The sequence below is a fragment of the Phytopseudomonas daroniae genome (assembly GCF_004327275.1).
In the GTDB taxonomy this organism is placed as follows: Bacteria; Pseudomonadota; Gammaproteobacteria; order Pseudomonadales; family Pseudomonadaceae; genus Aquipseudomonas; species Aquipseudomonas daroniae.
In genome coordinates, this window is sequence record NZ_QJUJ01000005.1 from 141,375 (window position 1) to 166,482 (window position 25,108).

Below are 25,108 nucleotides of genomic sequence, written 5' to 3' on the forward strand. Positions count from 1 at the left end.
CCAACAAAAAAGGAAAAGACCATGCAGCTGTCCGAAACCCACATGCAGATCCGCGACCTGACCCGTCGCTTCGCCGATGAAGTGATCCGCCCCGTCGCCGAAAAGCTCGACCATGAAGAAAGCTTCCCCGCCGACATCTACCGCCAGCTGGGCGAACTGGGCCTGTTCGGCATCACCGTGCCCGAGGCCTACGGCGGAGCCGGCCTCGACACCCTCGCCTATGCTCTGGTCATGGAAGAGCTGTCGCGCGGCTACAGCTCGATCGCCGATCAGTGCGGCCTGCTCGAACTGGTGGGCACCCTGCTCTCGGTACACGGCAGCGAGGCCCAGCGCGAGCGCCACCTGCTGCCGCTGCTGCGCGCGGAAAAACGCCCGGCCTACTGCATCACCGAGGCCGAGGCCGGCTCGGACGTCTCCGGCATCCGTACCACCGCGGTGCGCACCGACAACGGCTGGCGCCTCAACGGCTCGAAACTGTGGATCCACAACGCGCCGGTGGCCGACCTGGCGTTCGTCCTGGCGCGCACCGACCCGGCCGCGGGCAAGCGCGGCATGAGCATCTTCATCGTCGACTGCCACCTGCCCGGCGTGTCCAAAGGGCCCAAGGAACACAAGATGGGGCAGCGCGCCTCCCAGGTCGGCGGCCTCAACTTCGATAACGTCGAACTCGCCGAAGACGCCCTGCTCGGTCAGGAAGGCCGAGGCTTCCACATGATGATGAGCGCACTGGACAAGGGCCGCGTCGGCATCGCCTCGCTGGCGGTGGGCATCGCCCAGGCAGGGCTCGAGGCGGCGCTGGAATACGTGCCCCAGCGCAAGCAGTTCGGCCGCCCGATCGCCGACAACCAGGGCCTGCAATGGATGCTCGCGGACATGGCCAAGGACATCCGCGCCGCGCGCCTGCTGGTGCAGGATGCCGCCAGCCGCCTCGACCGCCAGGACAACGCCACCATCGCCTGTTCCATGGCCAAGTGCTTCGCCGCCGACGTGGCCGTGGCGCAGACCGCCAATGCGGTGCAGATGTTCGGCGGCAGCGGCTTCATTCGCGGCTTCGAGGTCGAGCGCCTGTACCGCGACGCCAAGATCACCCAGATCTACGAAGGCACCAACCAGATCCAGCGCAGCATCATCGCCCGCGAGCTGCTGGCCCATGGAGCGCGGCCATGAGCGCGCGCCCGGTAGCCCTGATCACCGGTGCCCGCCGCGGCATCGGCCGCGCCATCGCGGTCGGCCTGGCCCAGGCCGGCTACGACCTGGCCCTGGTGGATCTCGAAATCAGCGACGAGCTGCAACACAGCGTGGAGCTGGCCCAGGCCCATGGCGCCAGGGCCATCGCGCTGGCCGCCGACATCGCCGCCATCGAAGCCCATGAAGGCTTGCTGCACAGGGCCGAACAGGCCCTGGGACGGCTGTCCTGCCTGGTCAACAATGCCGGCGTCTCGGTGCTGTCACGTGGCGACCTGCTGGAAGTCAGCACGGAGAGTTTCGATCGCTGCCAGCAGATCAACCTGCGCGGCACCTTCTTCCTCACCCAGGCCTTCGCCCGCTACCTGCTGGCCAGGGAGCCGGGCGACCGGCATCGCAGCATCGTCACCATCACCTCCTCCAATGCCCAGGCGGTGTCGATCCAGCGTGGCGAGTACTGCGTCTCCAAGGCCGGGCTGTCCATGGCCTCCCGCCTGTTCGCGGTACGTCTGGCCGAACACGGCATCGGCGTCTACGAGGTGCAGCCCGGGCTGATCGCCACGGAAATGACGGCGCCGTCCAAGGCCCGCTACGACATCGAGATCGAACGCGGCCTGACCGCCATCAAGCGCTGGGGCCAACCCGAGGACGTCGCCCGCGTGGTCACTACCATGGCCAGCGGCGCCCTGCCCTACACCGTCGGCCAGGCCATCCCCGTGGATGGCGGCCTGCTGATGCCCAAATTCTGAAGACTGCCCGAGACCACACCATGACCTCCCTTGCCCTCAAGCTCCCGACTCCCACGACCGAACGGCTCCTGCAGACCTACAACCTGAGCGGCCAGCCGCTGGCCATTCCCGGGCAGCCGCAACCCTTCAACCGCCTGGCCCTTTCCGCCGCCCACGTGGTCGCCGACCCCATGAGCCCCGCCCAACCGGGGCAGACGGCGGCGATCGACTGGCAGGCCACCATCGCCTATCGCCGCTACCTGCTCGGCCAGGGCCTGGGTATCGCCGAAGCCATGGATACCGCGCAGCGCGGCATGGGACTGGACTGGCCGACGGCGCTGGAACTGATCAAGCGCACCCTGGCGGAGACCCGCGATATCCCGGAGGCCCTGATTTTCTCCGGATGCGGCACCGACCAGTTGGAGGCGGCTCAGGCCGGTAGCCTCGACGACGTGCTGCGCGCCTACGACGAACAGCTGAGCGCCATCCAGCGCCTCGATGGCCGCATCATCCTGATGGCCAGCCGCGCCCTGGCGCGCGTGGCCCGTGGTGCCGAGGATTACCGGCGGGTATACGGCGAGGTGCTGGGCAACGCCCAGGAGCCGGTGATCCTGCACTGGCTGGGGGACATGTTCGACCCGTCCCTCAAGGGCTACTGGGGCAGCGATGACTTCGAGGCCTCCCTGCAGACCTGCCTGGAGATCATTCACCAGCACGCCGACAAGGTCGACGGCATCAAGATCTCCCTGCTCGACAAGGACAAGGAGATCCGCCTGCGCCGCCTGCTGCCCGCCGGAGTGAAGATGTACACCGGCGACGACTTCAACTATCCGGAGCTTATCGCCGGCGACGAGCAGGGTTACTCCCACGCCCTGCTCGGGATCTTCGACGCCATCGCCCCGGCCGCTTCCCATGCCCTGGCCGCCCTGGCCGTCGGCGACGACGCCCGCTTCCACCAGTTGCTGGCCCCCACGCTGCCGCTGGCGCGGCTGATCTTCAGCAGCCCGACCCAGTACTACAAGACCGGGGTGGTGTTCCTCGCCTACCTCAATGGCCATCAGGATCACTTCGTCATGCTCGCCGGCCACCAGGCCCTGCGCCCGCTGCCCTATTTCAGCGAGATCTTCCGCCTGGCCGACCAGGCCGGCCTGCTCGCCGACCCCGAGCGGGCGGTCGCCCGCATGAAGGCGTTCCTGGCTCTTTACGGCGTCGCCGGCTGACGGGCGCTCCAACCAGCGCTGCGTACACGGCAGCGCTTTCCCTCCCCATCCAGCCCAGGAGAGAACCATGCCACTACGCCCTCTGCAAGATCGACTGGATCTATGCTCGATCAACACTGCCACCCTCGGCCACCGCCTGCCCATCGAGCAGGTGGTGGAGCGGGTCGCCCACGCCGGTTTCGGCGCCATCGCCCCCTGGCGCCGCGACCTCGACGGCTGCGACGTCGCCAGGATCGCTCGGCAGATTCGCGCTGCCGGCCTCAAGGTCAGCAGCTACTGCCGTTCCACCTATCTGCCGGCCAACGACGCGGCGGGCCTGGCCGCCAACATCGAAGACAACCGCCGTGCCCTGGAGCAAGCGGCGCTACTGGGAGCGGAGTGCTTCGTGATGGTGGTCGGCGGCCTGCCGGAACACTCCAAAAACCTGCCCGACGCCCGCCGACAAGTGCTCGAGGGCGTCGCCCGGCTACTCGAATACGCCAGGCAGTACGCCATTCCCCTCGCCCTCGAGCCCCTGCATCCCATGTATGCGGCCGACCGCTCATGCCTGTCGACGCTGCAGCAGGCACTGGATCTGTGCGAACTGCTGGAGCCCGAATACCAGTACCTGGGCGTTGCCATAGACGCCTACCATTGCTGGTGGGATCCCGAACTGCACACGCAGATCCGGCGGGCCGGCGCGAACCGGCGCATTCTCGGCCTGCACCTGTGCGACTGGCTGGTACCGACCCGCGACCTGCTGCTGGATCGCGGAATGATGGGCGACGGGGTCATCGATTTACCGAGCCTGCGCCATACCACCGAACAGGCTGGCTATACAGGGCTCATGGAGGTAGAGATCTTCTCCCGAGACAACTGGTGGCGGCGCCCCGAAGCCGAAGTCCTGCAGGTGTGCGCCCAGCGCCTGCAGAGCTGCTGTTAAAGCCAAGCCGGCCATCTTGGCATAAAAGCGATATCCGCAAGCCTTCGAGGGCCTCCCTGCTTAGTTTGCCCAAAGGAAAATACCCAGGGATTGAAAGATCGAGTGGCCGATCTCTGCATTGGCTCCTACAACTGCAGCAAGGAACACTGTCACAACTCGTTGGGAGAGTGAAATCGCTGTCAGCCAAGCGTTTTGGCGGGTCAATCTGGCAGAAAGGCTTCCACGATCATGCCTTGCGTAGTGAAGACGATGTGCTTGGCATAGCCCGCTACATCGTGGCAAATCCAGTACGCGCTGGATTGGTCACACGAGTAGGCGACTACCCGCACTGGGACGCAATCTGGCTGTAAGCATATCGCCAGCCCACCGCGTTAGGAGCGTCGTCCCGGCGCGAAATGACTGCAGGAGCACTGCAAGCGCCGTAGGGTGGATCACGCTTCATCGATCACCGATACAACAAAAAAAGCGTCAGCTACGCGCCCCGATCTCCCCTACTTACTGCCAATTGCCTGAGAGCCTGTTCACGATCTTTGTGCACTTGGCAAACAGGAACCCGTATCCCTATAGATCGGCGGCAATGTGGCGTAAGCGGACGGTCGGTGACCCGCGTTGAACCATGGATCACGGCCTTCGGCCCCGGATTACGCCTGCGGCTAATCCAGGCTACGTTCGGCCACGACCTGTAGGTTGGATTAGCCCGTAGGATGGGTGAAACCCATCAATTTCCGATGGGTTTCACCCATCCTACGACTGTCCGCTCCCGCCTTTCTGCTGTCATTGCTCGAAAGATCTTGAACAGGTTCTGAGCCTGTAGATGGGTCAGGAACAGCGACGATAGCCATCGCGGGGTTGACCGTCATTCATGCACAGGGGACGCTATTGCTCGATGGGTCTGATCGGGCGGCCCGTCAGTTTATTGAACATTCGCGTACCGAGGCGACTCAAAAAGCTCGGAACTGATGTGCTGCCGCTGCCGCGCATCGGTTCCATACACAATGTTTGATCGTCTCCGGCGCGCTCTGGAGCGCGCTGGAACTCAGAACCGGTACACAACTGGTACGGACTGAAGTTAAGGAGGAACAGAGCCCAGGACATATGCGGGCTTTATAGACTATGTGCGGAATAGCAGGCGAATTACGCTTCGATAACCGACCGGCCGACCTGGCTGCCGTCGAACGCATCACCCACCACCTCGCCCCACGTGGCCCCGACGCCCATGGCTTCCACAGCCGCGGCCCTGTCGCCTTCGGCCACCGTCGACTGAAGATCATGGATCTCGCCGAAGCCTCGGGCCAGCCGATGATCGATAACGATCTCGGCCTGTCGATGGTCTTCAACGGCGCCATCTACAACTACCCGGAACTGCGCGGCGAGCTGGAACAGCTTGGCTATCGCTTCTTCTCGGGCGGCGATACCGAGGTGCTGCTCAAGGGCTATCACGCCTGGGGCACAGACCTGCTGCCCAAGCTCAACGGCATGTTCGCCTTCGCCATCTGGGAGCGCGACAGCCAACAGCTGTTCATCGCCCGCGACCGGCTTGGCGTGAAGCCGCTGTATCTTTCCAAGACCAGGGATCGCCTGCGTTTCGCCTCCAGCCTGCCAGCCTTGCTGCAGGGCGGCGATATCGCCAAGACCCTCGACCCTGTCGCGCTCAACCACTACCTGAACTTCCATGCCGTGGTACCGGCGCCGCGCACCATTCTTGCCGGTGTCGAGAAGCTGCCGCCAGCCACCTGGATGCGTATCGACATCAACGGCAAGGTCGAGCAGAAGGTCTGGTGGACGCTGAACTACGGCCCGAAAGCAGAAGAAGCCAACTACGGCTTCGAAGAGTGGCGCGATGCGGTGCTCGACGGCATGCGCGAGGCGGTTTCGATCCGTCAGCGCGCGGCGGTCGATGTCGGCGTGCTGCTCTCCGGCGGAGTGGACTCCAGCATGCTGGTCGGCCTGTTGCGTGAAGCGGGCGTCGACAACCTGCTGACCTTTTCCATCGGCTTCCAGGATGCCGGCGGCGAGCGTGGCGACGAGTTCCAGTACTCGGATCTGATCGCCAAACGCTTCGGCACCCAGCATCACCAGTTGCGCATCGGCGAGAACGAGATTCTCGATCAACTGCCAGCCGCCTTCCGCGCCATGAGCGAGCCGATGGTCAGCCACGACTGCATCGCCTTCTACCTGCTATCGCGGGAAGTGGCCAAGCACTGCAAAGTGGTGCAGAGCGGCCAGGGTGCCGATGAGCTGTTCGCCGGCTACCACTGGTATCCGCTGGTCGATGGTGCCGAGGATGCCTTCAGCGCTTACCGCAAGGCCTTCTTCGACCGCGAGCACGACGAGTACGCTGCCTGCGTGCAGCCTGCCTGGTTGACCGATGACATGGCCGGCGAATTCGTCCGCCAGCACTTCGCCCAGCCTGGCGCCGACGCCGCCGTGGACAAGGCCCTGCGTCTGGACAGCACGGTGATGCTGGTCGACGACCCGGTCAAGCGCGTGGACAACATGACCATGGCCTGGGGCCTGGAAGCGCGCACGCCGTTCCTGGACTACCGCCTGGCCGAATTGTCCGCGCGCATCCCCGGGCAGTTCAAACTGCCGGAAGGCGGCAAGTACGTGCTCAAGGAAGCGGCGCGCAAGGTCATCCCTTCCGAGGTCATCGACCGCAAGAAGGGTTACTTCCCGGTGCCGGGTCTCAAGCATCTGGAAGGCGCGACGCTCGGTTGGGTACGCGATCTGCTGGTCGATCCGGCCCATGATCGCGGCATCTTCAATCCGCAGATGCTCGACCGCCTGCTGACCGACCCACAAGGCCAATTGACGCCACTGCGTGGCTCCAAACTGTGGCAGTTGGCGGCACTGAACCTGTGGCTGAGTGAACAGGGGCTGTAATGACGAACCGGGGGAGCCACTGCTCCCCCGCAACTCAACAGGAATGACCGCATTCGCCTCGCCGCGGATTAGCAGACAGGTCAACCGATAGCCGGCGAAAGCCGGATATGCGAAAGCAAAGGAACATTCTCCAATGCGAGCCACTGCCCACAATCAACGCCTCCTCCGGGGCCAATCCCCCTCCTATGAACGCCTGCAGGCCCGTTTCGCCGAAGAGCACGGCGACGGCATCAGCCAACCACAGCTCGTGCATTGCGGCTGGGGACGGCTGCTGATCGGACATACGTTTCCTGATGCTGCCATGCTGGCTGAAGAGCTACTCAGCGAAGAGCCCGGCGAGCGCGACATCGCCCTCTACGTCGCCGCGCCACAGCAGGTACTGGCCCAGGCGCCGCAACAGTTGTTTCTCGACCCGTCGGACACCCTGCGCCTGTGGTTCAGCGACTATCGCCAGGCTCGCCGAGGCTTCCGTGGTTTCCGCGTACGCCGTGCGCAGACGCCGGAAGACTGGCAGGCGATCAACTGCCTGTACCAGACCCGCGGCATGCTGCCCATCGACACGGAAAAACTGACCCCGCGTCATCAGGGCGGCCCGGTCTACTGGCTGGCCGAGGATGAAGACAGCGGCGCGGTGATCGGCAGCGTGATGGGCCTCAACCACCAGAAGGCCTATCACGACCCTGAAAACGGCAGCAGCCTATGGTGCCTGGCGGTCGACCCAGCCTGTAGCCGCCCCGGCGTTGGCGAAGTCCTGGTGCGCCACCTGATCGAACACTTCATGAGCCGCGGCCTGAGCCACCTCGACCTGTCGGTACTGCATGACAACGGCCAGGCCAAGAAGCTCTACGCCAAACTAGGCTTTCGTGAGCTGCAGACCTTCAGCATCAAGCGCAAGAACGGCATCAACCAGCCGCTGTTTCTCGGCCCTGGCCCGGACGACAACCTCAACCCTTATGCGCGCATCATCGTCGACGAAGCCCGTCGTCGCGGTATCGAAGCCCATATCGATGATGCAGAGGCCGGCCTGTTCACCCTCAGCCAGGGCGGCCGCCGCATCCGCTGCCGCGAGTCGCTGACCGACCTGACCAGCGCCGTGACCATGACCCTGTGCCAGGACAAGCGCCTGACCCATCGCACCCTCAGCCGCGCCGGCCTGAGCCTTCCGGCGCAGCGCCTGGCGGGCAGTGCCGAAGAGAACGCGGCATTTCTCGCTGAGCATGGCAGCCTGGTGGTCAAACCCGTGGACGGCGAACAAGGCCAGGGCGTGGCAGTCGACCTGCGCACGCCGGCCGATGTACAGGCGGCCATCGAGCGCGCCCGCCCCTTCGATGAACGCGTATTGCTGGAGAGCTACCACGAAGGTTTCGACCTGCGCATCGTGGTGATCGGTTTCGAAGTGGTTGCCGCCGCGATCCGCCGTCCAGCCGAGGTGCTCGGCGACGGTCGCCACACCATTGGCGAGCTGATCGACGCGCAAAGCCGGCGGCGCCAAGCTGCCACGGATGGCGAAAGCCGTATCCCAAAGGACGCCGAAACCCTGCGCACCCTCCACGCCGCCGGTTACGACTACGACAGCATACTGCCCCAGGGCAAACGCATGGCCGTGCGCAAGACCGCCAACCTGCATACCGGCGGGATCCTCGAGGACGTCACCGCCATCCTTCACCCGACGCTCGCCGAAGCAGCGGTGAAAGCCGCCCGTGCGTTGGATATCCCGGTGGTCGGCCTCGACCTGCTGGTGCCTGCGGCGGATCAGCCCGAGTATGTGTTCATCGAAGCCAACGAACGCGCCGGCCTCGCCAACCACGAACCGCAGCCGACCGCAGAGCGCTTCATCGATCTGCTGTTCCCGCTCAGCCATGGCGTGGGCGATTGAGTCTTCTCATTATACGGATTGATAGGTTTCACCTGCGCGGCCCGCCCCATCCTACGGAGCTGCACCGTGGATCACACGGACGTAGGATGGGTCGAGGAGCGAAGCGACGATACCCATCAATCGACCCAACGCTAGCCCGGCAGGAAACCCTCACCCTTATCGCAGGTCAGCATATAACTCAGACCTGATTTACCGTCCGTCGACAGGGCGTCATGCATTCACCCAAGACTGACGCCGCTCGGCGGCCCATCCCCGTCATAGATGGAGATCCCATGTCGCAGCTTCCCGAACCCGATCTCGAATACATGCAGAAAGTGCTGCTGGAAATGCTCGCCATTCCCAGCCCCACCGGTTTTACCGACACCATCGTGCGCTACGTTGCCGAGCGACTGACAGAAATCGGTATTCCCTTCGAAATGACCCGTCGCGGCACCATCCGCGGCACACTCAAGGGCCGCCGCTATAGCCCGGATCGTGCGGTCTCCGTTCACCTCGACACCATTGGCGCCATGGTGCGCGAGATCAAGGACAACGGCCGTTTGTGCCTGACCGCCATTGGCTGCTGGTCGAGCCGCTTCGCCGAAGGCAGCCGCGTCAGCGTATTCAGCGATCACGGTGTATTGCGCGGCAGCGTGTTGCCCTTGATGGCCTCTGGGCATGCCTTCAACACCGAAGTCGACCAAATGCCGATCTCGTGGGATCACGTCGAACTGCGCCTGGACGCCCTGGTCGCCAGCCGCGCCGACTGCGAGAGCCTGGGCGTATCGGTCGGCGATTTCGTGGCCTTCGACCCGCTACCGGAGTTCACCGAAAGCGGCCACATCAGCGCCCGCCATCTGGACGACAAGGCCGGCGTCGCCGCGCTGCTCGCCGCACTCAAGGCAGTGGTTGAAAGCGGCCAGGAACCGTACATCGACTGCCACCCACTGTTCACCATCACCGAAGAAGTCGGCTCAGGCGCCGCCGCGGCCCTGCCGTGGGACGTCAGCGAATTCGTCGGTATCGACATTGCCCCGGTAGCCCCCGGCCAGCGCTCTACCGAGCACACCGTCAGCGTGGCCATGCACGACTCGGGTGGCCCCTACGACTATCACCTGTCGCGGCAACTGCTGCGCCTGGCGAGCGAAAACGAGATCCCCGTACGCCGCGACCTGTTCCGCTACTACCACAGCGACGCCCAGTCGGCGGTCACCGCCGGCCATGACATCCGCACCGCACTGATCGCCTTCGGCTGCGATGCCACCCACGGCTACGAGCGCACCCACATCGACAGCCTCGCTGCCCTCTCCCGCCTACTCAGCGCCTACCTGCTCAGCCCGCCGGTATTCGCAAGCGACGCACAGCCGGAAAACGGCTCCCTGGAACGCTTCAGCCACCAACTGGAACACGACGCACAAATGGAACCCGACACCCGGGTGCCCACGGTCGATAGCCTGGTCGGTAATCGGGACAAAGAAAGCTAACGGCCCGGGCGTCCATATCGCCCGCAAGGCTAGTATCGCGACAACGGTCATATGTCGGCCAGGATAGTCGATGTGCCCGAGGCGGCGAACGGGGTATCGTAATGTCGGATGGCAGCCATGTGGCGGAAGCAGCCGCTCACTCCGTAGGGTGGATCGGGGCGCGTAGCTGACGCTCTTTTCATCCACCATTGCGATCGCAGAGCGGTGGATGGGTCGGGCCGCGTAGGTGAAGCGTCGTCCACCCTACGAAAGGCTGGGGTCAAGACGGTATCCACGATAAGTCGTTCGACTGACAGCTGATCTGTGACGCGATACTAGGCGCCCCCGCAGCTCCTACACGACCGCGGCCTACCCCCATGTAAGCCCGCTTGCGGGCGATTGGTGGATACGCCACGGATCTTCGCGATGGCTGCGATCATATCGCCGGCAAGCCAGCTCCTACAGGTGAGGATAAGGTGGGTCAACGCCAATACCGCAGCGCGACCACGATCATTTCGCCCAGAGACCACGCTTCTACGAACGCCAGCCTCACCCGTCGACGGGAAAGACGAGGCCAATAGCATCTTGCGATAATCCACAAGCCCCAAGCCCTGCTAACACCTGTATCGCAGATTGCTATATGGACAGGCTATGCACGTCATCACCCAGAAACGGATTTGGGAAGCGAAGAACAAATGGCCTAATCCCGCCAACGCGCTCGATGCCTGGTACCGGCTGATCAGTAAAGTAGAGCCCAAGGATTTCACCGAGCTGAAACAACTCTTCCCCAGCGTAGACAACGTGGCCAACAAGCATGTGTTCGATATTGGCGGCAACAAGCTACGGCTGATCGCAGTAGTGGATTACCCATTCAAGAAAGTCTTCATTCGCGATGTGCTCGACCATAAAGAGTACGACCGCAACCAATGGAAGTGAGGTGCCCCGTGAGTGCGCTCCTGAAACAAGCCACCGAGCACTGGTGCTACGTAGCGCCCTTGCTTACTCCTCCGCAGTCCGAAGCCGACTACGACACCCTGGTCGAGGAACTGGACACGCTGCTCGATGAAATAGCTGGTGCCGAGCATCACCCGCTCGCCAGCCTCGCCTCACAGATGGGCGATTTGATCGCCAGCTACGACGCCAAGCATTACGCGACCCCAGAGGCTCCAGCTCACGAGGTACTGCGCTACCTGATGCAAGAGCACGGCCTCAATCAGAGCGACCTACCTGAAATCGGCGCGCAATCCGTGGTATCCGAAATCCTGAACGGCAAGCGTCAACTCAACGTGCGCCACATCCGAGCCCTGGCCGCACGCTTCAACGTACCCGCAGACGTTTTCCTCTAGGAAATCGCCGGCCTGCCCCCATGTAGGAGCCGGCTTGCCGGCGAATGGCGGCCATGCCGCGAATCAGCAGACGGCCACATCGCATTATGGCTACCATCGCCCATCACGCGTGTTCCGTTCACCGCCTCAAGCACATCGAACACCTAGCCCGACGCCCCTAGTCACGCTCCCGTAGGTAGCGGCCATACCGCAGATCTGGCTGTATCCCCTGCAGCGGGGCTCCTCGACTCGCTCATGTGGGCACCTGGCACGCAGCCCATGCAACCTGCTGACACGGGTTGGCTGCGACCGACTAGCATACGGCGTTTACCCTATGGCCAGATGACACTACAATCGCGGCAGGCATCTGATCAGGACGCTCACTTCACTCACCTGAAACCGCAGTGGTCATTCGATGCCAGCGCAAGGTTCTCTCCGCGTCGCCTCCCGCCTGGATCGCTGGATAAACGTGGTGTTGATCGGCATCAGCCTGGGCATTTCCCTCAGCTTCCTGCTGATCGTCACCGATGCCTACCAGACTTATCGGGCGCATTCGCAAACTCGCGACCAGTTGGCCGTGCTGCGCAGCGGCCTTAGCGCCATGGAGGCGGTAAGCATCGAGCGCGGCCCTACCAATGGCATGCTCGGAGGGCTGGATGGCAGCCTGCAGAAGCTCGAACAGAGCCGTTTGCTCAGCGACCAGAGACTTGACGAGTTCGCCGCCGCCCTTGCCACCTGCCTGCCCTGCGAGGCAATGCCCCGTGACATCGACGAGGTCAGGCGCTCGCTCATCGTCGCAAGGGAGCGCGTAGACAGCGTGCTTGGCCAACCCCTGGACGAACGCACGTCGCAATCACGATCCGAGGCACTATTGGCCATGATCGACGTGGCCACACGGATACTGCCGCTGATCGACTGGCTGTCCCGCGACATGCTGCGACGCACCCCGCAAGCCGGCGCTCCGCTCTACAATGCCTACTGGGCAGCACAACTACGCGAGTCCGCAGGGCTGCTCGGCTCGTATCTCACCGTCGCGCTCGCAGAACAGCGGCCCATCGACTCAATCGAGACCGAGCGTTTGCAAATCGTGCAAGGTCGCATCGACCAATTGCAGATGCAACTGAGTCTAGGCGTAGACCACCTGCCGAAGCAGTTCGAGGGCGAGAACCAGCGTGACATGCAAGTTGCCTACGCCCGCATGCAACATGACTATTTCCAACAAGGCATGGACTACCAGCGCGCCGTAGTGAGCGCCCTGAATACCGATACCGCACCAAGTCCGGCGACTTTCGCGGAACGTTACGTGCCAACCATGGCCAGCATCCTGACATTACGCGACACCGCGCTACGGCTCACTGAAATAGAACTGCAGCGCGCCACCCAAACAGCACTGATCCGCCTGTCGCTCGTCGCCGGAACGGCCCTGGCCGTACTCCTGCTGCTGGGCGCCGGGCTGCTGTGGTTGAAACGGCAGGTGCTTGCCCCCCTGCTGCTCGGAACGCGCAGGATGATGGCGCTGGTGCATCCGGATACCACGACTTATGCAACCAGCCAGAGCGACCGCTACAGCATCTCCGACACCCTGCTCGAGCTCGAACAGCAACTGCGCCAGGCCCAGGCGGTGCGCCTTGAACGAGATGCCCTGATCACCGAACTCAAAGCTCACGCAGAGACCGATCACCTCACCGGGCTGGCCAACCGACGCGCCTTCGACCGGCTGTTCAAGAAGCCCCCTCCGGATCGGGCCGACGCCGGCTTGCTCACCGTGATCATATTCGACGTGGATCACTTCAAACAGGTAAACGACAGCTACGGCCATCTCGTCGGCGATAGGCTGCTGCAGGCCCTGGCTGAACGTTGCCAGGCCCAAATGCGAGGCAGCGAGCACATCGCCCGCATCGGCGGCGAAGAATTCGCCATTCACCTCTGGCTCAATAGCGCACACACCGCCCTGCTGTTCGCCGAACGGTTGCGCAGGTCGATTCACGAGACACCGTTCGAGCTAGGCCTGGAACAGCCCCTGCAGATCACTGCCAGCTTCGGCATCGCCCAGGCCCCGGCGACACAGGCAGCCAACGCCGATGCACTGATAGCGCGCGCCGACGAAGCGCTCTACCGCGCCAAGCACAATGGGCGAAATCGTTGCGAGCTGGCGCAAGCCTGAAGCGGGACGTCGCTCCGTGGAAGCGCCGCCTCGGCGCGCGCGGACGTTCGTAGATACCGTCTTGCTCGTTACCTCGCAAGCGCCTATTCGGCATCAAAAGGCATTCCCGATTTCATTGAGTAGGGTGAACCGGGACGCGTAGCTGACGCCTGCCTACGCGGCCCGATCCGTCCACCGATCCGTAACCGGGGTGGTGGATGAAAACAGCGTCATCCACCCTACATGACTGCCTGACAAAGATGGCCATCCGAACTCGAACTGATTTTATGGGCAGTAACCCGTAGGGCGTATTAGCCGAAGGCGTAATCCGCCGCAAGAAAACGGCATCACCGCGCCCGCTCCCCCCAAACAGCAGAACGCCCCGCACGAGGCGAGGCATTCTGGCCTATCAATGGATGCAGCCGGTTCGCGGTAAACGATGGATTACGCTTCGCCAGGCTGCGCGCCCCGATCCATCTGCGATTCGGATGGCCTACGCCGATGGCTTCTTCGCCGCGCGGCGCAAGTGCATCCAGTCGACGATCTCGCCCTCAGGCGCGTAACCGCAGACGGTGTCACGCAACAACTGACGCACGCGGTCGTAATCGTCCTGCTCCACAGCCTTGATCAGATCCGCCATGACAACCTTGAAGGTTTCCCAGGGCAGGTGCTCTTCGTTGGCGCGCATGATCATCGAGTGATCGGTGGGGCTCACGTTGTCGCCGATCAACAGTTCCTCATACAGCTTCTCGCCAGGACGCAGACCAGTGAACTCGATGGCGATATCGCCACCGGGATTCTCGTCCGAGGCCACACTGAGGCCGGTGAGGTGAATCATCTTTTCGGCCAGCTCAGCGATCTTCACCGGCTGCCCCATATCCAGCACGAACACGTCGCCGCCCTGCCCCATGGAGCCAGCCTGGATAACCAACTGCGCGGCCTCGGGAATGGTCATGAAATAGCGAGTGATATTCGGGTGGGTAACCGTTACCGGGCCCCCCTTGCGGATCTGCTGATAGAAGCGCGGAATGACCGAGCCGGATGAGCCCAGCACATTACCGAAACGCACCATGGTGAAGCGGGTCTTGTTAACCTGATGGAGCCCCTCTTTATCACCGAACAATACCGGCGCGGTTTCCTGACTCAACGCCTGCAGCACCATTTCGGCCAAGCGCTTGGTGCTGCCCATTACATTGGTCGGGCGTACCGCTTTGTCAGTGGAAATCAATACGAAGTGCTCGACGCCAGCCCGCAGCGCCGCCTGGGCCGTGCACAACGAACCCAGCACATTGTTCAGCACGCCCTCGGCAATGTTGTGCTCGACCATCGGCACGTGCTTATAGGCGGCAGCGTGGTAAACGGTATTTACGTCCCAGGCGCGCATCAGCTCAACCTGGCGATTCTGGTTACGCACCGAGCCCAGAATAGGCACCAGGCGCACCGCCAGCGAATCGCGACGAATACGTTGCTCCAGCTCGCTATGAATTTCGTAGAGATTGAATTCACTGTGCTCGAACAGCAATAGCACCTTCGGGCCTGTAGCGATTATCTGCCGGCACAGTTCCGAACCGATCGAACCGCCAGCGCCGGTGACCATTACCACCTGCCCACGAATACAGCGCTCGAACAAATCCTTTTGCGGCGGCACCGCATCACGGCCCAGCAGGTCGGCGATCTCGACCTCCTGAACGTCTTCAACCTTCACGCGACCACTGGCCAGATCCATGAACCCAGGCACTGTGCGCACGTGCAGAGCGTATTGCTGCAAGTTCTCCAACACCTCACGCCGACGCGTACGGGATGCCGAAGGCATCGCCAGGAGAATTTCTCCTGCGCCCGTTTCATCGATCATCTGCTGGATATGCTTGGCCGAATACACCCGTAACCCAGCGATTGTCCGATTGGCAATGTTGGGGTCGTCATCAATGAACGCAACCGGGCGCATCACCCGGCCCATGCGCAGCGCCGCCGCCAACTGGTTACCCGAAGCCCCCGCACCATAGATGGCCACCTTGGGTAACCCGGCATCGCGGCTGGTCAGCGTGAAGGGCCGATCCGAAGAGAACCAATCCCCCATGAAATATTGGCGCATGCACAACCGCAACCCGCCAATCAACATGATGCTCAACCACCAATAGTTGAACACCATGGAGCGAGGGACGACCGCAGGCGCTTCGCGATACCAATACACTGCCAAGGCGAGGATCAGTGCCGACAGACTCACCGCTTTGGTGATAGCAATCAGTGCATCGTTACCAAAGTAACGCATCACCGCCCGGTACATACCAAAACGCACGAACAGCGGGATGGAAATTATCGGAGCCAGGACAAACAGCCACATATGCCCCTTGAAGGGATGGACATTGTCAAAATCCCCCAGTCGCACCACAAAGGCCAGCCACAGGGCGATCCATACCAGTACCACATCCACCGACACCTGCAGCAGCCGCTTGTACCTACGCGGCATGGCAACCAGGCGCGAGCGCACGTTTTCAGCAACCCTCAACACCACAACACCTCACATCCCTTGAGTGGCCAAAGCCAACCCATCATGGGTTTCAACCAGAAACTTTCCAGGTAAACACAATTTTCGACTGAGACTGATCTTCAGTCGAATCAGCCTTTTTCATCGGTGAATACTGCGCCGAGATGGTGACATCACCCTGCTTCACGTAATCAACGGCGAAGACATCTCCCGCGTCCTTCTTCACCTGCCGAGCGTAGCCCTTTCTCACCAACCCGGCGTAGACATCGGCCTCCACCAGCATGGCACTGCTGCGCGATTGCACGGTGTAATGCTGGAAAGCAGTATTACCATTCTGGACGATCTTCTCTTCAAGAATCTTACCGTTCAGCGGAGCTTTGCCAACGCGCTCTGGCGCTAGCTGCTGCGAAATAGCCGTAGTTCCAACACTGACCAAGGGTGGGGCCCGCCAAACGATTGGTCGCTTGGTCTCTCCTACCTGCTCACATCCTACCAGCAGCAAGACGCTGGCTAATGCTGTTGTCACCAACCTTTTCATGTATCACTCCATCACTTAAGCCAACGGTGATAACTGCCGAGAAGCGCTACTAGCGGATCCATTACCTGAACTTCAACCCTAAGATCCTCGGACGCGATCTCCTCGACCACTGCCACTCACAGTCATAAATATGTACTTGAAGTAATTGCCCACCGTCAGGGTCTGGATCATTTTCTGATCCGTTTCCGCCAACAACTTTGGCGTCGACATATCGATATCACTCACTTGGGCTAATCCAGTAATACCTGGTCGAACATTAAATACACCACGAATGCTGCGCTCGTGAGTCAGCTCCTCCTGATTAAATAAACCAGGGCGAGGTCCCACCAAGCTCATTTCCCCCTTGAGTACATTCCAGAGCTGAGGCAGTTCATCCAGCTTCGTTTTACGCAAGAATCCCCCCAGACGAGTGATCGAAGAAGAAGAGGCGAGATGGCTAGCCACAGAAGCAGTGTTCACGGCCATAGTTCGAAACTTCACCAATGTGAATGGCTTTTGATAACGCCCGATCCGCTCCTGCCTGAACAGCGGTGAGCCAGTATCAAGAATACCAAGAAAATAAATAATTACGAATACTGGCAACCCAAGCAATAGGCCGACTAGGGAAAGAACCACATCTAGAATACGTATCACAAACTGATTCCTATTTTATGAAACAACGGCGAAGTCCATCATCAAGAGATAGAGGCGGTTTCCACCCTAATAAATCACGCGCCTTAGAAGTATCAACTTGCAAATCGCCACAAATTTTTTGAGCTACCCTTCGCTTACCTATAGCTGTTGCCACAGCATATAATAACGAAACAGGAATAAATACTAGCCGTGCCGGCCTGCCTGAAAACCTACCAATCTTCGCCAACAGTTCACAGGTTGAAATATCCTCAGCATCACCTATCACAAAGGTCTCATTAGCTGCTAACGGATGTTCAATACATACAGAAATAAAATCAACAAGATTATAAACTGAAACTAGTGTCCGCTTATTATGGATCCCCCCAAACGGAAGTAAAAAACCTCTCTGGATAGCGGCCACAAGCTTGGAAAAGTTCCCCGGTGCATTAGGACCATAAACCAAAGGCGGTCTAATAACAACAAGCTCCATATTTGCTGCGCTTGCTATACTTCTCAACTCTAACTCCGCCTCATATTTTGAGACAGAGTAATGATCTTCTGGAGAGGGAACATCGTTAGCAGTAAAAGGAGAGATTGAAGAACTTCCATTGACACCTATAGAGCTTAAGAAAATAAATCGTTTAACTCCTGCAGCACCAGCACGTCGAGCTAAATGAGCAGCGGCTAAAACATTAATAAGTCTGTATTCATCAAGTTTTTTATTTCGGCTAGGCTCATGGGCCAACGCTGCCAAATGGATAACCGTATCTACACCATCAAGAGACAATTCGTCAAACGCGCTTCCTAGTTGAAGTTTAACTATGCTAACTGACTCAGGAAGATCAGAAACATCCGCCCTTACTGTAGCGCTGACCTTATATTTTCCAGAGTTAGCCAGCGCTATAACTAGATGCCGGCCAATGAAACCTGTGGCCCCAGTAACGAGTAGGTGACTAGCCAAAATTACGCCCTCCTGCAAGCCGCTCATATATTGACATATGAATATCTACAACACTTTTAATTGCAAAAGCTTTTTCTGCCAACTGCCGCCCACTACGCCCCATGCGTTTTCTTACGTCAGGCTGTGCAGCAAGCATTTCAATAGCCTGAGCAAGTGAAAAGGAATCCTTTACAGCAACTAAAACTCCCGTAACACCATCCTCAATAGCATCTCTGCACCCAGGGACGTTTGTTGTAATTACAGCGCGACCGCAAGCAGCCGCCTCAATTAAAACCTTAGGCAAGCCTTCTCTATATGATGGTAATACAACTAAATTAGAAGACTTAAAAACTGCCGCCAAATTCTCACAATAACCCAAAACATCAATGTTCCCTTCATACCGAAGTCGCTCAACCTCACGCGCAGAGAGGCTAGAAGGGTTTGCAGGATCAATATCTCCAACAAGTTGAAATTTAGCGTCCAGGCCTTTCGCACGTAAGGACTCTGCTGCCTCGATAAACTCAAAAACTCCTTTATCGCGAATTAAACGACCAGCAAAAGTCACAACAAGACGACCTTCAGGTTCAGGAAAAACCTGATAATTATCTAGAGTGACTCCTGACCCCCGGATCAAAATACATTTATCAATTCCAGTGGCTTTAGATCCAATCAGAACTGCTCGATCATCGGGATTTTGGAAAATCACAACTGAGTTCGGATGACCTAAAGCTAGTCGATATAGCTGAGTCACCAGAAAACGAATTAACTTTGCTTTAAAACCTTGTGCTATAAAAATCGAACCCAACCCTGCAACTGCAGAAACCACCCCACTTATTGATGCAAGACGAGAAGCTATCCCCCCATACAAAACAGGCTTAGTGGTGACAAGATGCAAGATATCTGGACGTACATTTCTAAGCAAACCATAGATTCTTAAAAATGCCCATAGCTCAACAAAGGGATTCTTCCCGCCACGCGAAAGTGGAAGTGGATAATATTTGAACCCCAGATCGAGAATCTTTTGAACTGATGCTCCATTAACGCCTGCAACACTTACTTCGTAACCTTTTTCTTTCGCTTCTTGAGCAATGGGCAACCGATGAGAAAGAAAGTAGTACGGATCGTTAACAATTATTAATAGACTTAGAGCCATTATCGTGTCCAGCTAGAGAAATGAAGTTCTTAAAAAAGTTCTCACGGCGAGTATCCAATGAGCTCTTATAATACAAAGCAGCTCTTTCAAAATTGGATTTAGACTGCTTTTTCAACCAATCCCTGTCGGCTACACGTGTATTTATTAACCGTGCTAAAGAATCAGCTTTTCCAGGCCCAAATATACACTCATCCGGCAGTAGTTCAGGAATCCCCCCTACGGAGCTCGCAAAAGAAACGCAGCCACGGCTCATAGCTTCGATAAGAGCACGTGGAACGCCCTCAGCAAAGGAGGGTTGTAAGTATATGTCAATATCATCAAGCCAATTAAATATTGGCACACCACTACCTAGTGTACCGTCAAACATAACTCTATCGGCCACGCCCAATTTAGTGGCTAGTGCTTCATAGGGTTCTTTATTACCATCTCCGACAACTCTGAGAGTCACACCCTTATTGCTAACATGCGATAAGGCTTCAATTGCCGTATGCACACCTTTATATTTAGTCTTAAGAGAGCCGATAAGGCCAAGGGTGATATTTTTATCCATAACGGCATATCTTTTTTGCTTCAAAGCAAGCACACTTTCAGAAACAGACGGCAATTCAACATTAGAAGCCGAAACAACAATACAGTTATTTTTAACAGGATATCGACGCTGTAAAAATTTTTCAGAAACATACAAAACAGAGTCTACACTTCTCACAGCCTTTCTTAGACGAAAATATGCTACAGGCGCATATAATTTAGAAATCAAATTCCCATAATTATAATATGCATCCCACGCACAACCGACCAATTCAACGCAGCATGGCTTATTAAGTTTTTTTGCTATCCCAACTGCCATCAAACCATATTCACTAGGCAGTCTTGCCACCACAAAATCATGGTTTTTAATTATTTTAGTTAGTCGCTTTCGCTCATCAGACCTCTTGCGAAAGAGAGATCTAACGGATCCTACACCTGAACCCAAAATAAATGAAACATTTTCACCTGACGACACAGGGACTGCCTTATTATTAAATGGGGTTATAGCTCTTCTTGCAAATACGGTAACTGAATCAAACACTGCGAGATATCTCAACCATACTTTATAGCTGAGCTTGTCCGAATATATTGAAACTGAATCAGTGAAAAATCGATGATCATGCACAAAAAGCAGCTTCATATTATATCCGCTTAATTAATCTAGCAGGCGTGCCGCCTACTATGGTATTGGACTCAACATCTTTCGTCACAACAGCCCCAGCAGCAATCACCGATCTAGAGTTTATCGTCACACCAGCCAGGATTCTGCAACCACATCCAACCCAAACGTCTTCACATATAACTACAGGACTATAAGAGCAGGGATTAGATCTAATGGGGACATCTATCAGAGACCACGTATGTTCAAAACTTAGTATGGAGCTCGAGTGTGCGATTGATACATCACTTCCTATACTGACACCACCAGTTGCATCTATGTAGCAATCTTTATGAATGCTCACATTATTACCAAGCTCTAGACTATCCCACGATACAATTTCAACACACCGCCCCCAAAACACATTACGCCCAATGCTCTTACAAAGCCTCAGCGCAAAGACATATCGCAAACCTAAACCTAAAAACCCAGGAAATATATCCAGCATGCTCCAAGCATGTTTTAAAACCCCACGAGGGAAAAGAAAAAGAATGAAAGACAGTGCTCTCATTACGGGATAAGACATGTTAAACAAATCACGACCTCGCATCACTAACACCTTCTGAAGAACTCTTTTTTCTTAAGATGAAAGACGAGAACCAGTATACAACTATGCACAGCCCACCCACTTTAAAAGTTTGCGATAAAAAATTTGCCAAGTCAGATCTAATGCAATAGATAGCTGTTGACAAGGTCATTACATAAAAAATCATCCATAAACTAGACAACCCCCTCCTTGCATAAAAGTAATGAAGAACACTTGACACAATACCCATCACCAATGCCACACCTACATAACCATCTATCAAATATCCCTGAGCAATTAATGAGAACCCCCATCCTGCAGTACCGGAAAATCCATTTTCGACTCTATAAGTGTTGTTATACCATGAGCCCGTAGATTCAAAACCGTAATTAGCCCCGAAAGGAACAAAAGCACGAGCGATATCACTCCAAAAGAAGCTGTAAGCGTGCTCGACCCCATTCTCTATTAGCATGTATATATTGCGTGAAGCGGAAATAAACTCACCATAAAAAATCAATTTCAGGTCATAAGTCAGCTCAAAATCAGCACCGGGAAGCAAAAGTCCTTTAGCCGCCTGGGTCACAGGCAACAAGAGAACCAAGCAAATAAGTATTAGTGCAAGAACAAAAAAATTCGCGATAGGAAACCGCGAGAAAGAAAGCACAACTAAACAAAAAGCCAAACGAAAAATATAGTCACGCTCTCCCATAAGTAGGAAACCCGCCGTCAAAGCGGCAGATGCCAACAAAAAGAAACCATTCCTTATTGCATCACTGAACTCTATTCTAACCCTTGAATTAAAGAGCAACAGCGCACCGCAAGTTAGCATCATTGCAGAAAAGTCTGCGACAGAACCTAAAGACCTAGCACTTTCTATCACTTCTCTCTTACTAGAGGCACCTGACATAGCGGCTTCAAAGACTGCCAAAAGCACGATCGAAGAGGACATTAATATAAGTAACTTCACAGACAACTCGGCTTTTGAGTTGATTAAACTTGCATCAACCTCTTCCGCAGTGGGAGCCTTATCAAGGCTAAACAAACATCCCACCAGATAAAAAACTAAAAGTCCGAAGTATGATAAAAGCACCGACTCATTAAGAACCTGTATATTTACCCCACCATCTAGAGCGCTGTAGTAAACAAACCACGTAGAGTAGGGGTAGAAAAATAACGTAAAGATTGCTAGCGGATTGGTAAAGCTCCGATCATTATATTTAAGAACAATAAAAAGACAGAACAACGAAAAAAGCCAAAGTGTTAGCCCTAAATTCTCACTAAAAAATGCAAGGCAAAATAAAAATATAGAAACCACCACAAAGGAAGCATTTAAAAAAAATCTAGCAATAAACTTAGATGGCACTTCTACGCTTGCAATACTCATATAGCTGTCTTCTTTTTAAAACGTGAGCCAATAGTACTTTTTATGAGTCGCCCTTCATCTCCGAGCAGATCTGGAGTCCAAAAGAATAGAACCAAAACCACAAGAATAAAAAACAGTACACAGGCAGTCAATATAACTATATGAGAGAACCCCAATATCAAAAATGTATACTTAATCAAATATAGTAATACTCCTACAACAAGGCTCAGACAGGAAAACCTCAAAAGTTTTCCCACAAGACAGCGCATAGAGAAGTCAAGAACTTTGCAGCTTAAATTCATCATAAGAATAAAGTGAAAAAACACGGCTGCAGCTACACCAAAAGCTACTCCAGTGATGCCCCAATAATGTCCTAACCAACAGCCTACTAACACGAAAGCGGCGTATAGAAACTCACGCCAGGCCCTTCCATAAACGGCACTCTTAGCGTGAACTAGAGGCTCGCATATTTTATAAGAAATTCTGAATACCAGAGATATCGCTAGAATTCTAAGCGCATATGAAATTGCTACCCATTGTTCTCCCAATAGCACCCAGACAATCTCTTCAGCCAATACTGAAATAAGCACGCTAACTGGTAGAACTAACATAATTACAAGTCCCAATGACCTTACAAAAATGTCAGACAACTCATTACTTCTATTCTGCGCTTCAGACATCACAGGGAATAATATTTTCTCCACAATACCTCCCACCAACATGGCAGGCATTATCATCAGTTGATAGGCACGTCCATAAAGCCCTAGCGCTTCAGCTCCCATGTATCGGCCTACAATGATGTTATCGATCTGATTCGCAAAAAAATTCCCAGTCCGGGATAGTGATATTCCAACGCCATAGTGGAGCATACTTTTGGAAGATGCCAAGTCGAAAGAATAGCCAGGAGCACGCCTGACAATTAAAAGCACGAATAGAGTTTGGCTTAGAGACTGTATAAGATAGGCACAAACCAACGACCAAATACCAAAACCCATAAAGGCCATTGGGGTTGCAACAACGAAATATCCCAGCATATAGGAAAAAAGATTTATTAAAGAGATTTTTTTAAAATCCATTTCCCTTTGCATCAACGACATACCTACTACAGAAAGGCTCCCGATCGGTAATAGAAAAGCCATACATTGCAAAACATCCTTCAACTCAGGCATCGAGAAGAAAGCTGAAACAGGCTGCGCAAGAAACATCATTAGCCCACAAAGCAGAAGGGCTAGGATGAACGAAAGCGTCTTAGCAGTGCGAATATCCCTATTGCTCAACACCTCCCGCTGTACTATAGCGGGGCCTACACCGATCTCCGAGAATATCTTTAGAAAACTCAGTAATACTGCCGCTGCGCTAACTACTCCAAAATCACTTGGCGTTAATAACCTAGCCAATATAACAAGTGTTAGAAATTGACAAAAGTATTGCCCAATGGCTGTTGAAAACATCCAGACAAAAGCACCCAGTATTTTATGTTTGCTATTAGAATGCACCGAGCAACACCTATGTAGCCTTCTAGTTGTTAATTAATTTTGCGCAACATACCAAGGCATAGCGCGTTTAATACCCATTTGCAAAGTAAACTCAGGTTCATAGCCAAGCTCTCTTTTTGCCTTAGTTATATCAGCCTGTGAATGTCTAACGTCACCCTCTCGAAAGTCCCGATATGTCAATTGAGTCTTAGAATGAACGCCTAACGAAGAAAGTTCGTTCTTTAGAATTTCGAACAGGCTATTTAAAGTAGTCCGCCCTCCTACCGCGACATTATATACCTGGCTTGCTCCAGAGGACTCTGTGGCTGTCGCTGCTAAAATATTTGCCTGTATCACGTTCTCGATAAAACAAAAATCCCTACTCGTCTCACCGTCCCCATTTACAAAAACAGTTTCGTTTTGTATCAGGGAGGAAGTCCACTTTGGAATAACAGCTGCGTAAGCGCCGTCTGGATCTTGCCGTTTACCAAAGACGTTAAAATAACGTAGCCCTACTGATTTAAAGCCATAGACTCTAGAATATACATCAGCATAGAGTTCATTGACATACTTCGTAACAGCATAGGGCGATAATGGTTTACCAATCGAATCTTCAACTTTGGGCAGCGCGGGGTGATCACCATATGTAGAGCTACTGGCAGCGTAAACGAAGCTTTTAATACCAGCAGTTTTTGCAGCATCTAAAATATTTAAAAAGCCATCTATATTCACAGCATTTGTAGTAATGGGATCTTTTATTGAACGTGGTACAGACCCCAAGGCAGCTTGGTGAAGTACAAAATCCACAGATAAATGAATCCCTTCATCTGTAAATTTCATAGCCGCGGCGCAAATGTCTTTGTCACGTATATCTCCTTCAATAAAAGAAAATCGCTTCCACTGCACATCGCTTACTGCTGCCTTTACTTCTTCTATATTTTTCCTGTGGCCTGTTGAGAAATTATCCAACCCTACAACATATTGATCCTGCTTAAGCAGAGCCTCAAGCAAATTGGAACCAATGAATCCCGCGACACCTGTGACTAACCAAACTTTTGGTGCAACATTTAAGTCATTAAGAATTTTTTCTATACGCATAACGCACC

20 protein-coding genes and 1 pseudogene are annotated in these 25,108 nt (G+C 55.7%); 11 read left to right on the plus strand and 10 right to left on the minus strand.

Annotated elements, in window-relative coordinates; all coding sequences use genetic code 11:
- The first annotated feature begins 21 nt into the window (after positions 1-21).
- The 11 genes and pseudogenes from DNK10_RS14045 to DNK10_RS14095 all read left to right on the plus strand — a co-directional run bounded on the left by DNK10_RS14045 (position 22) and on the right by DNK10_RS14095 (position 13,745).
- A complete protein-coding gene (locus tag DNK10_RS14045; RefSeq protein ID WP_131191995.1) occupies positions 22-1,167 on the plus strand; it encodes an acyl-CoA dehydrogenase family protein in 1,146 nt (381 codons plus the stop codon).
- On the plus strand, positions 1,164-1,934 hold the full coding sequence (locus DNK10_RS14050; protein ID WP_131191996.1) for a 3-ketoacyl-ACP reductase: 771 nt from the start codon (positions 1,164-1,166) through the stop codon (positions 1,932-1,934). The genes DNK10_RS14045 and DNK10_RS14050 overlap by 4 nt, the downstream gene beginning before the upstream one ends.
- Positions 1,935-1,954: 20 nt before the next feature.
- A complete protein-coding gene (locus DNK10_RS14055; RefSeq protein WP_131191997.1) occupies positions 1,955-3,133 on the plus strand; it encodes a dihydrodipicolinate synthase family protein in 1,179 nt (392 codons plus the stop codon).
- A 67-nt stretch (positions 3,134-3,200) separates the two neighbouring features.
- A complete protein-coding gene (locus DNK10_RS14060; protein ID WP_131191998.1) occupies positions 3,201-4,055 on the plus strand; it encodes a sugar phosphate isomerase/epimerase family protein in 855 nt (284 codons plus the stop codon).
- A gap of 113 nt (positions 4,056-4,168) precedes the next feature.
- Positions 4,169-4,405: pseudogene (locus DNK10_RS26170) on the plus strand (REP-associated tyrosine transposase); the annotation flags it as partial.
- Between the two features lie 763 nt (positions 4,406-5,168).
- Positions 5,169-6,938 (plus strand): N-acetylglutaminylglutamine amidotransferase, encoded by a 1,770-nt coding sequence (locus DNK10_RS14070; protein WP_131191999.1) that lies wholly within the window; start codon positions 5,169-5,171, stop codon positions 6,936-6,938.
- A 133-nt stretch (positions 6,939-7,071) separates the two neighbouring features.
- Positions 7,072-8,814, plus strand: coding sequence for an N-acetylglutaminylglutamine synthetase (gene ngg / locus DNK10_RS14075; protein WP_131181849.1), 1,743 nt, complete (start codon positions 7,072-7,074; stop codon positions 8,812-8,814).
- 272 nt (positions 8,815-9,086) lie between these two features.
- Positions 9,087-10,277, plus strand: a complete 1,191-nt coding sequence (locus DNK10_RS14080; RefSeq protein ID WP_131181848.1) for an osmoprotectant NAGGN system M42 family peptidase — start codon at positions 9,087-9,089, stop codon at positions 10,275-10,277.
- Positions 10,278-10,907: 630 nt separating this feature from the next.
- On the plus strand, positions 10,908-11,192 hold the full coding sequence (locus DNK10_RS14085; protein ID WP_131192000.1) for a type II toxin-antitoxin system HigB family toxin: 285 nt from the start codon (positions 10,908-10,910) through the stop codon (positions 11,190-11,192).
- 8 nt (positions 11,193-11,200) lie between these two features.
- Positions 11,201-11,602, plus strand: a complete 402-nt coding sequence (locus DNK10_RS14090; RefSeq protein ID WP_131192001.1) for a helix-turn-helix domain-containing protein — start codon at positions 11,201-11,203, stop codon at positions 11,600-11,602.
- Positions 11,603-11,996: 394 nt separating this feature from the next.
- Positions 11,997-13,745 carry a GGDEF domain-containing protein gene (locus DNK10_RS14095; protein WP_131192002.1) on the plus strand — a complete coding sequence of 583 codons (1,749 nt, stop codon included), beginning with the start codon at positions 11,997-11,999 and terminating at the stop codon, positions 13,743-13,745.
- 472 nt (positions 13,746-14,217) lie between these two features.
- Here DNK10_RS14095 and DNK10_RS14100 read toward each other — a convergent pair whose 3' ends face one another.
- The 10 genes from DNK10_RS14100 to DNK10_RS14145 form a co-directional block, all read right to left on the minus strand.
- Positions 14,218-16,191, minus strand: coding sequence for a polysaccharide biosynthesis protein (locus tag DNK10_RS14100; RefSeq protein WP_131192135.1), 1,974 nt, complete (start codon positions 16,189-16,191; stop codon positions 14,218-14,220).
- Between the two features lie 91 nt (positions 16,192-16,282).
- Entirely contained in the window at positions 16,283-16,747 is a 465-nt protein-coding gene (locus DNK10_RS14105) for a hypothetical protein (RefSeq protein WP_131192003.1), read from the minus strand.
- Between the two features lie 78 nt (positions 16,748-16,825).
- Complete coding sequence (locus DNK10_RS14110; RefSeq protein WP_131192004.1) at positions 16,826-17,380, minus strand: sugar transferase; 555 nt, start codon at positions 17,378-17,380, stop codon at positions 16,826-16,828.
- 10 nt (positions 17,381-17,390) lie between these two features.
- Positions 17,391-18,347 carry an NAD-dependent epimerase/dehydratase family protein gene (locus DNK10_RS14115; protein ID WP_131192005.1) on the minus strand — a complete coding sequence of 319 codons (957 nt, stop codon included), beginning with the start codon at positions 18,345-18,347 and terminating at the stop codon, positions 17,391-17,393.
- Positions 18,313-19,452 carry a glycosyltransferase family 4 protein gene (locus tag DNK10_RS14120; protein ID WP_131192006.1) on the minus strand — a complete coding sequence of 380 codons (1,140 nt, stop codon included), beginning with the start codon at positions 19,450-19,452 and terminating at the stop codon, positions 18,313-18,315. Before DNK10_RS14120 ends, DNK10_RS14115 begins: the two co-directional genes overlap by 35 nt.
- Positions 19,424-20,620, minus strand: a complete 1,197-nt coding sequence (locus tag DNK10_RS14125; RefSeq protein ID WP_131192007.1) for a glycosyltransferase family 4 protein — start codon at positions 20,618-20,620, stop codon at positions 19,424-19,426. The genes DNK10_RS14120 and DNK10_RS14125 overlap by 29 nt, the downstream gene beginning before the upstream one ends.
- A gap of 1 nt (position 20,621) precedes the next feature.
- Positions 20,622-21,188, minus strand: a complete 567-nt coding sequence (locus DNK10_RS26405; RefSeq protein WP_131192008.1) for an acyltransferase — start codon at positions 21,186-21,188, stop codon at positions 20,622-20,624.
- Positions 21,175-22,548, minus strand: a complete 1,374-nt coding sequence (gene wzy / locus DNK10_RS14135; RefSeq protein ID WP_131192009.1) for an O-antigen polysaccharide polymerase Wzy — start codon at positions 22,546-22,548, stop codon at positions 21,175-21,177. Before wzy ends, DNK10_RS26405 begins: the two co-directional genes overlap by 14 nt.
- The gene (locus DNK10_RS14140) at positions 22,545-24,023 is read right to left on the minus strand and encodes a lipopolysaccharide biosynthesis protein (RefSeq protein ID WP_131192010.1); all 1,479 of its coding nucleotides are present in this window, start codon (positions 24,021-24,023) and stop codon (positions 22,545-22,547) included. The genes wzy and DNK10_RS14140 overlap by 4 nt, the downstream gene beginning before the upstream one ends.
- A 33-nt stretch (positions 24,024-24,056) precedes the next feature.
- On the minus strand, positions 24,057-25,100 hold the full coding sequence (locus DNK10_RS14145; RefSeq protein ID WP_131192011.1) for an SDR family oxidoreductase: 1,044 nt from the start codon (positions 25,098-25,100) through the stop codon (positions 24,057-24,059).
- Positions 25,101-25,108: the final 8 nt, after the last annotated feature.

Excerpts from the sequence above, each read along its gene's own strand:
- DNK10_RS14050 (WP_131191996.1), top strand. The coding sequence starts at position 1,164 with ATGAGCGCGCGCCCGGTAGCCCTGATCACCGGTGCCCGCCGCGGCATC.
- DNK10_RS14070 (WP_131191999.1), top strand. The coding sequence starts at position 5,169 with ATGTGCGGAATAGCAGGCGAATTACGCTTCGATAACCGACCGGCCGAC.
- DNK10_RS14105 (WP_131192003.1), bottom strand. The coding sequence starts at position 16,747 with ATGAAAAGGTTGGTGACAACAGCATTAGCCAGCGTCTTGCTGCTGGTA.
- ngg (WP_131181849.1), top strand. The coding sequence starts at position 7,072 with ATGCGAGCCACTGCCCACAATCAACGCCTCCTCCGGGGCCAATCCCCC.
- DNK10_RS14045 (WP_131191995.1), top strand. The coding sequence starts at position 22 with ATGCAGCTGTCCGAAACCCACATGCAGATCCGCGACCTGACCCGTCGC.
- DNK10_RS14100 (WP_131192135.1), bottom strand. The coding sequence starts at position 16,191 with ATGCCGCGTAGGTACAAGCGGCTGCTGCAGGTGTCGGTGGATGTGGTA.
- DNK10_RS14125 (WP_131192007.1), bottom strand. The coding sequence starts at position 20,620 with ATGAAGCTGCTTTTTGTGCATGATCATCGATTTTTCACTGATTCAGTT.
- DNK10_RS26405 (WP_131192008.1), bottom strand. The coding sequence starts at position 21,188 with ATGCGAGGTCGTGATTTGTTTAACATGTCTTATCCCGTAATGAGAGCA.
- wzy (WP_131192009.1), bottom strand. The coding sequence starts at position 22,548 with ATGAGTATTGCAAGCGTAGAAGTGCCATCTAAGTTTATTGCTAGATTT.
- DNK10_RS14085 (WP_131192000.1), top strand. The coding sequence starts at position 10,908 with ATGCACGTCATCACCCAGAAACGGATTTGGGAAGCGAAGAACAAATGG.
- DNK10_RS14120 (WP_131192006.1), bottom strand. The coding sequence starts at position 19,452 with ATGGCTCTAAGTCTATTAATAATTGTTAACGATCCGTACTACTTTCTT.
- DNK10_RS14115 (WP_131192005.1), bottom strand. The coding sequence starts at position 18,347 with ATGAGCGGCTTGCAGGAGGGCGTAATTTTGGCTAGTCACCTACTCGTT.
- DNK10_RS14080 (WP_131181848.1), top strand. The coding sequence starts at position 9,087 with ATGTCGCAGCTTCCCGAACCCGATCTCGAATACATGCAGAAAGTGCTG.
- DNK10_RS14145 (WP_131192011.1), bottom strand. The coding sequence starts at position 25,100 with ATGCGTATAGAAAAAATTCTTAATGACTTAAATGTTGCACCAAAAGTT.
- DNK10_RS14095 (WP_131192002.1), top strand. The coding sequence starts at position 11,997 with ATGCCAGCGCAAGGTTCTCTCCGCGTCGCCTCCCGCCTGGATCGCTGG.
- DNK10_RS14060 (WP_131191998.1), top strand. The coding sequence starts at position 3,201 with ATGCCACTACGCCCTCTGCAAGATCGACTGGATCTATGCTCGATCAAC.
- DNK10_RS14055 (WP_131191997.1), top strand. The coding sequence starts at position 1,955 with ATGACCTCCCTTGCCCTCAAGCTCCCGACTCCCACGACCGAACGGCTC.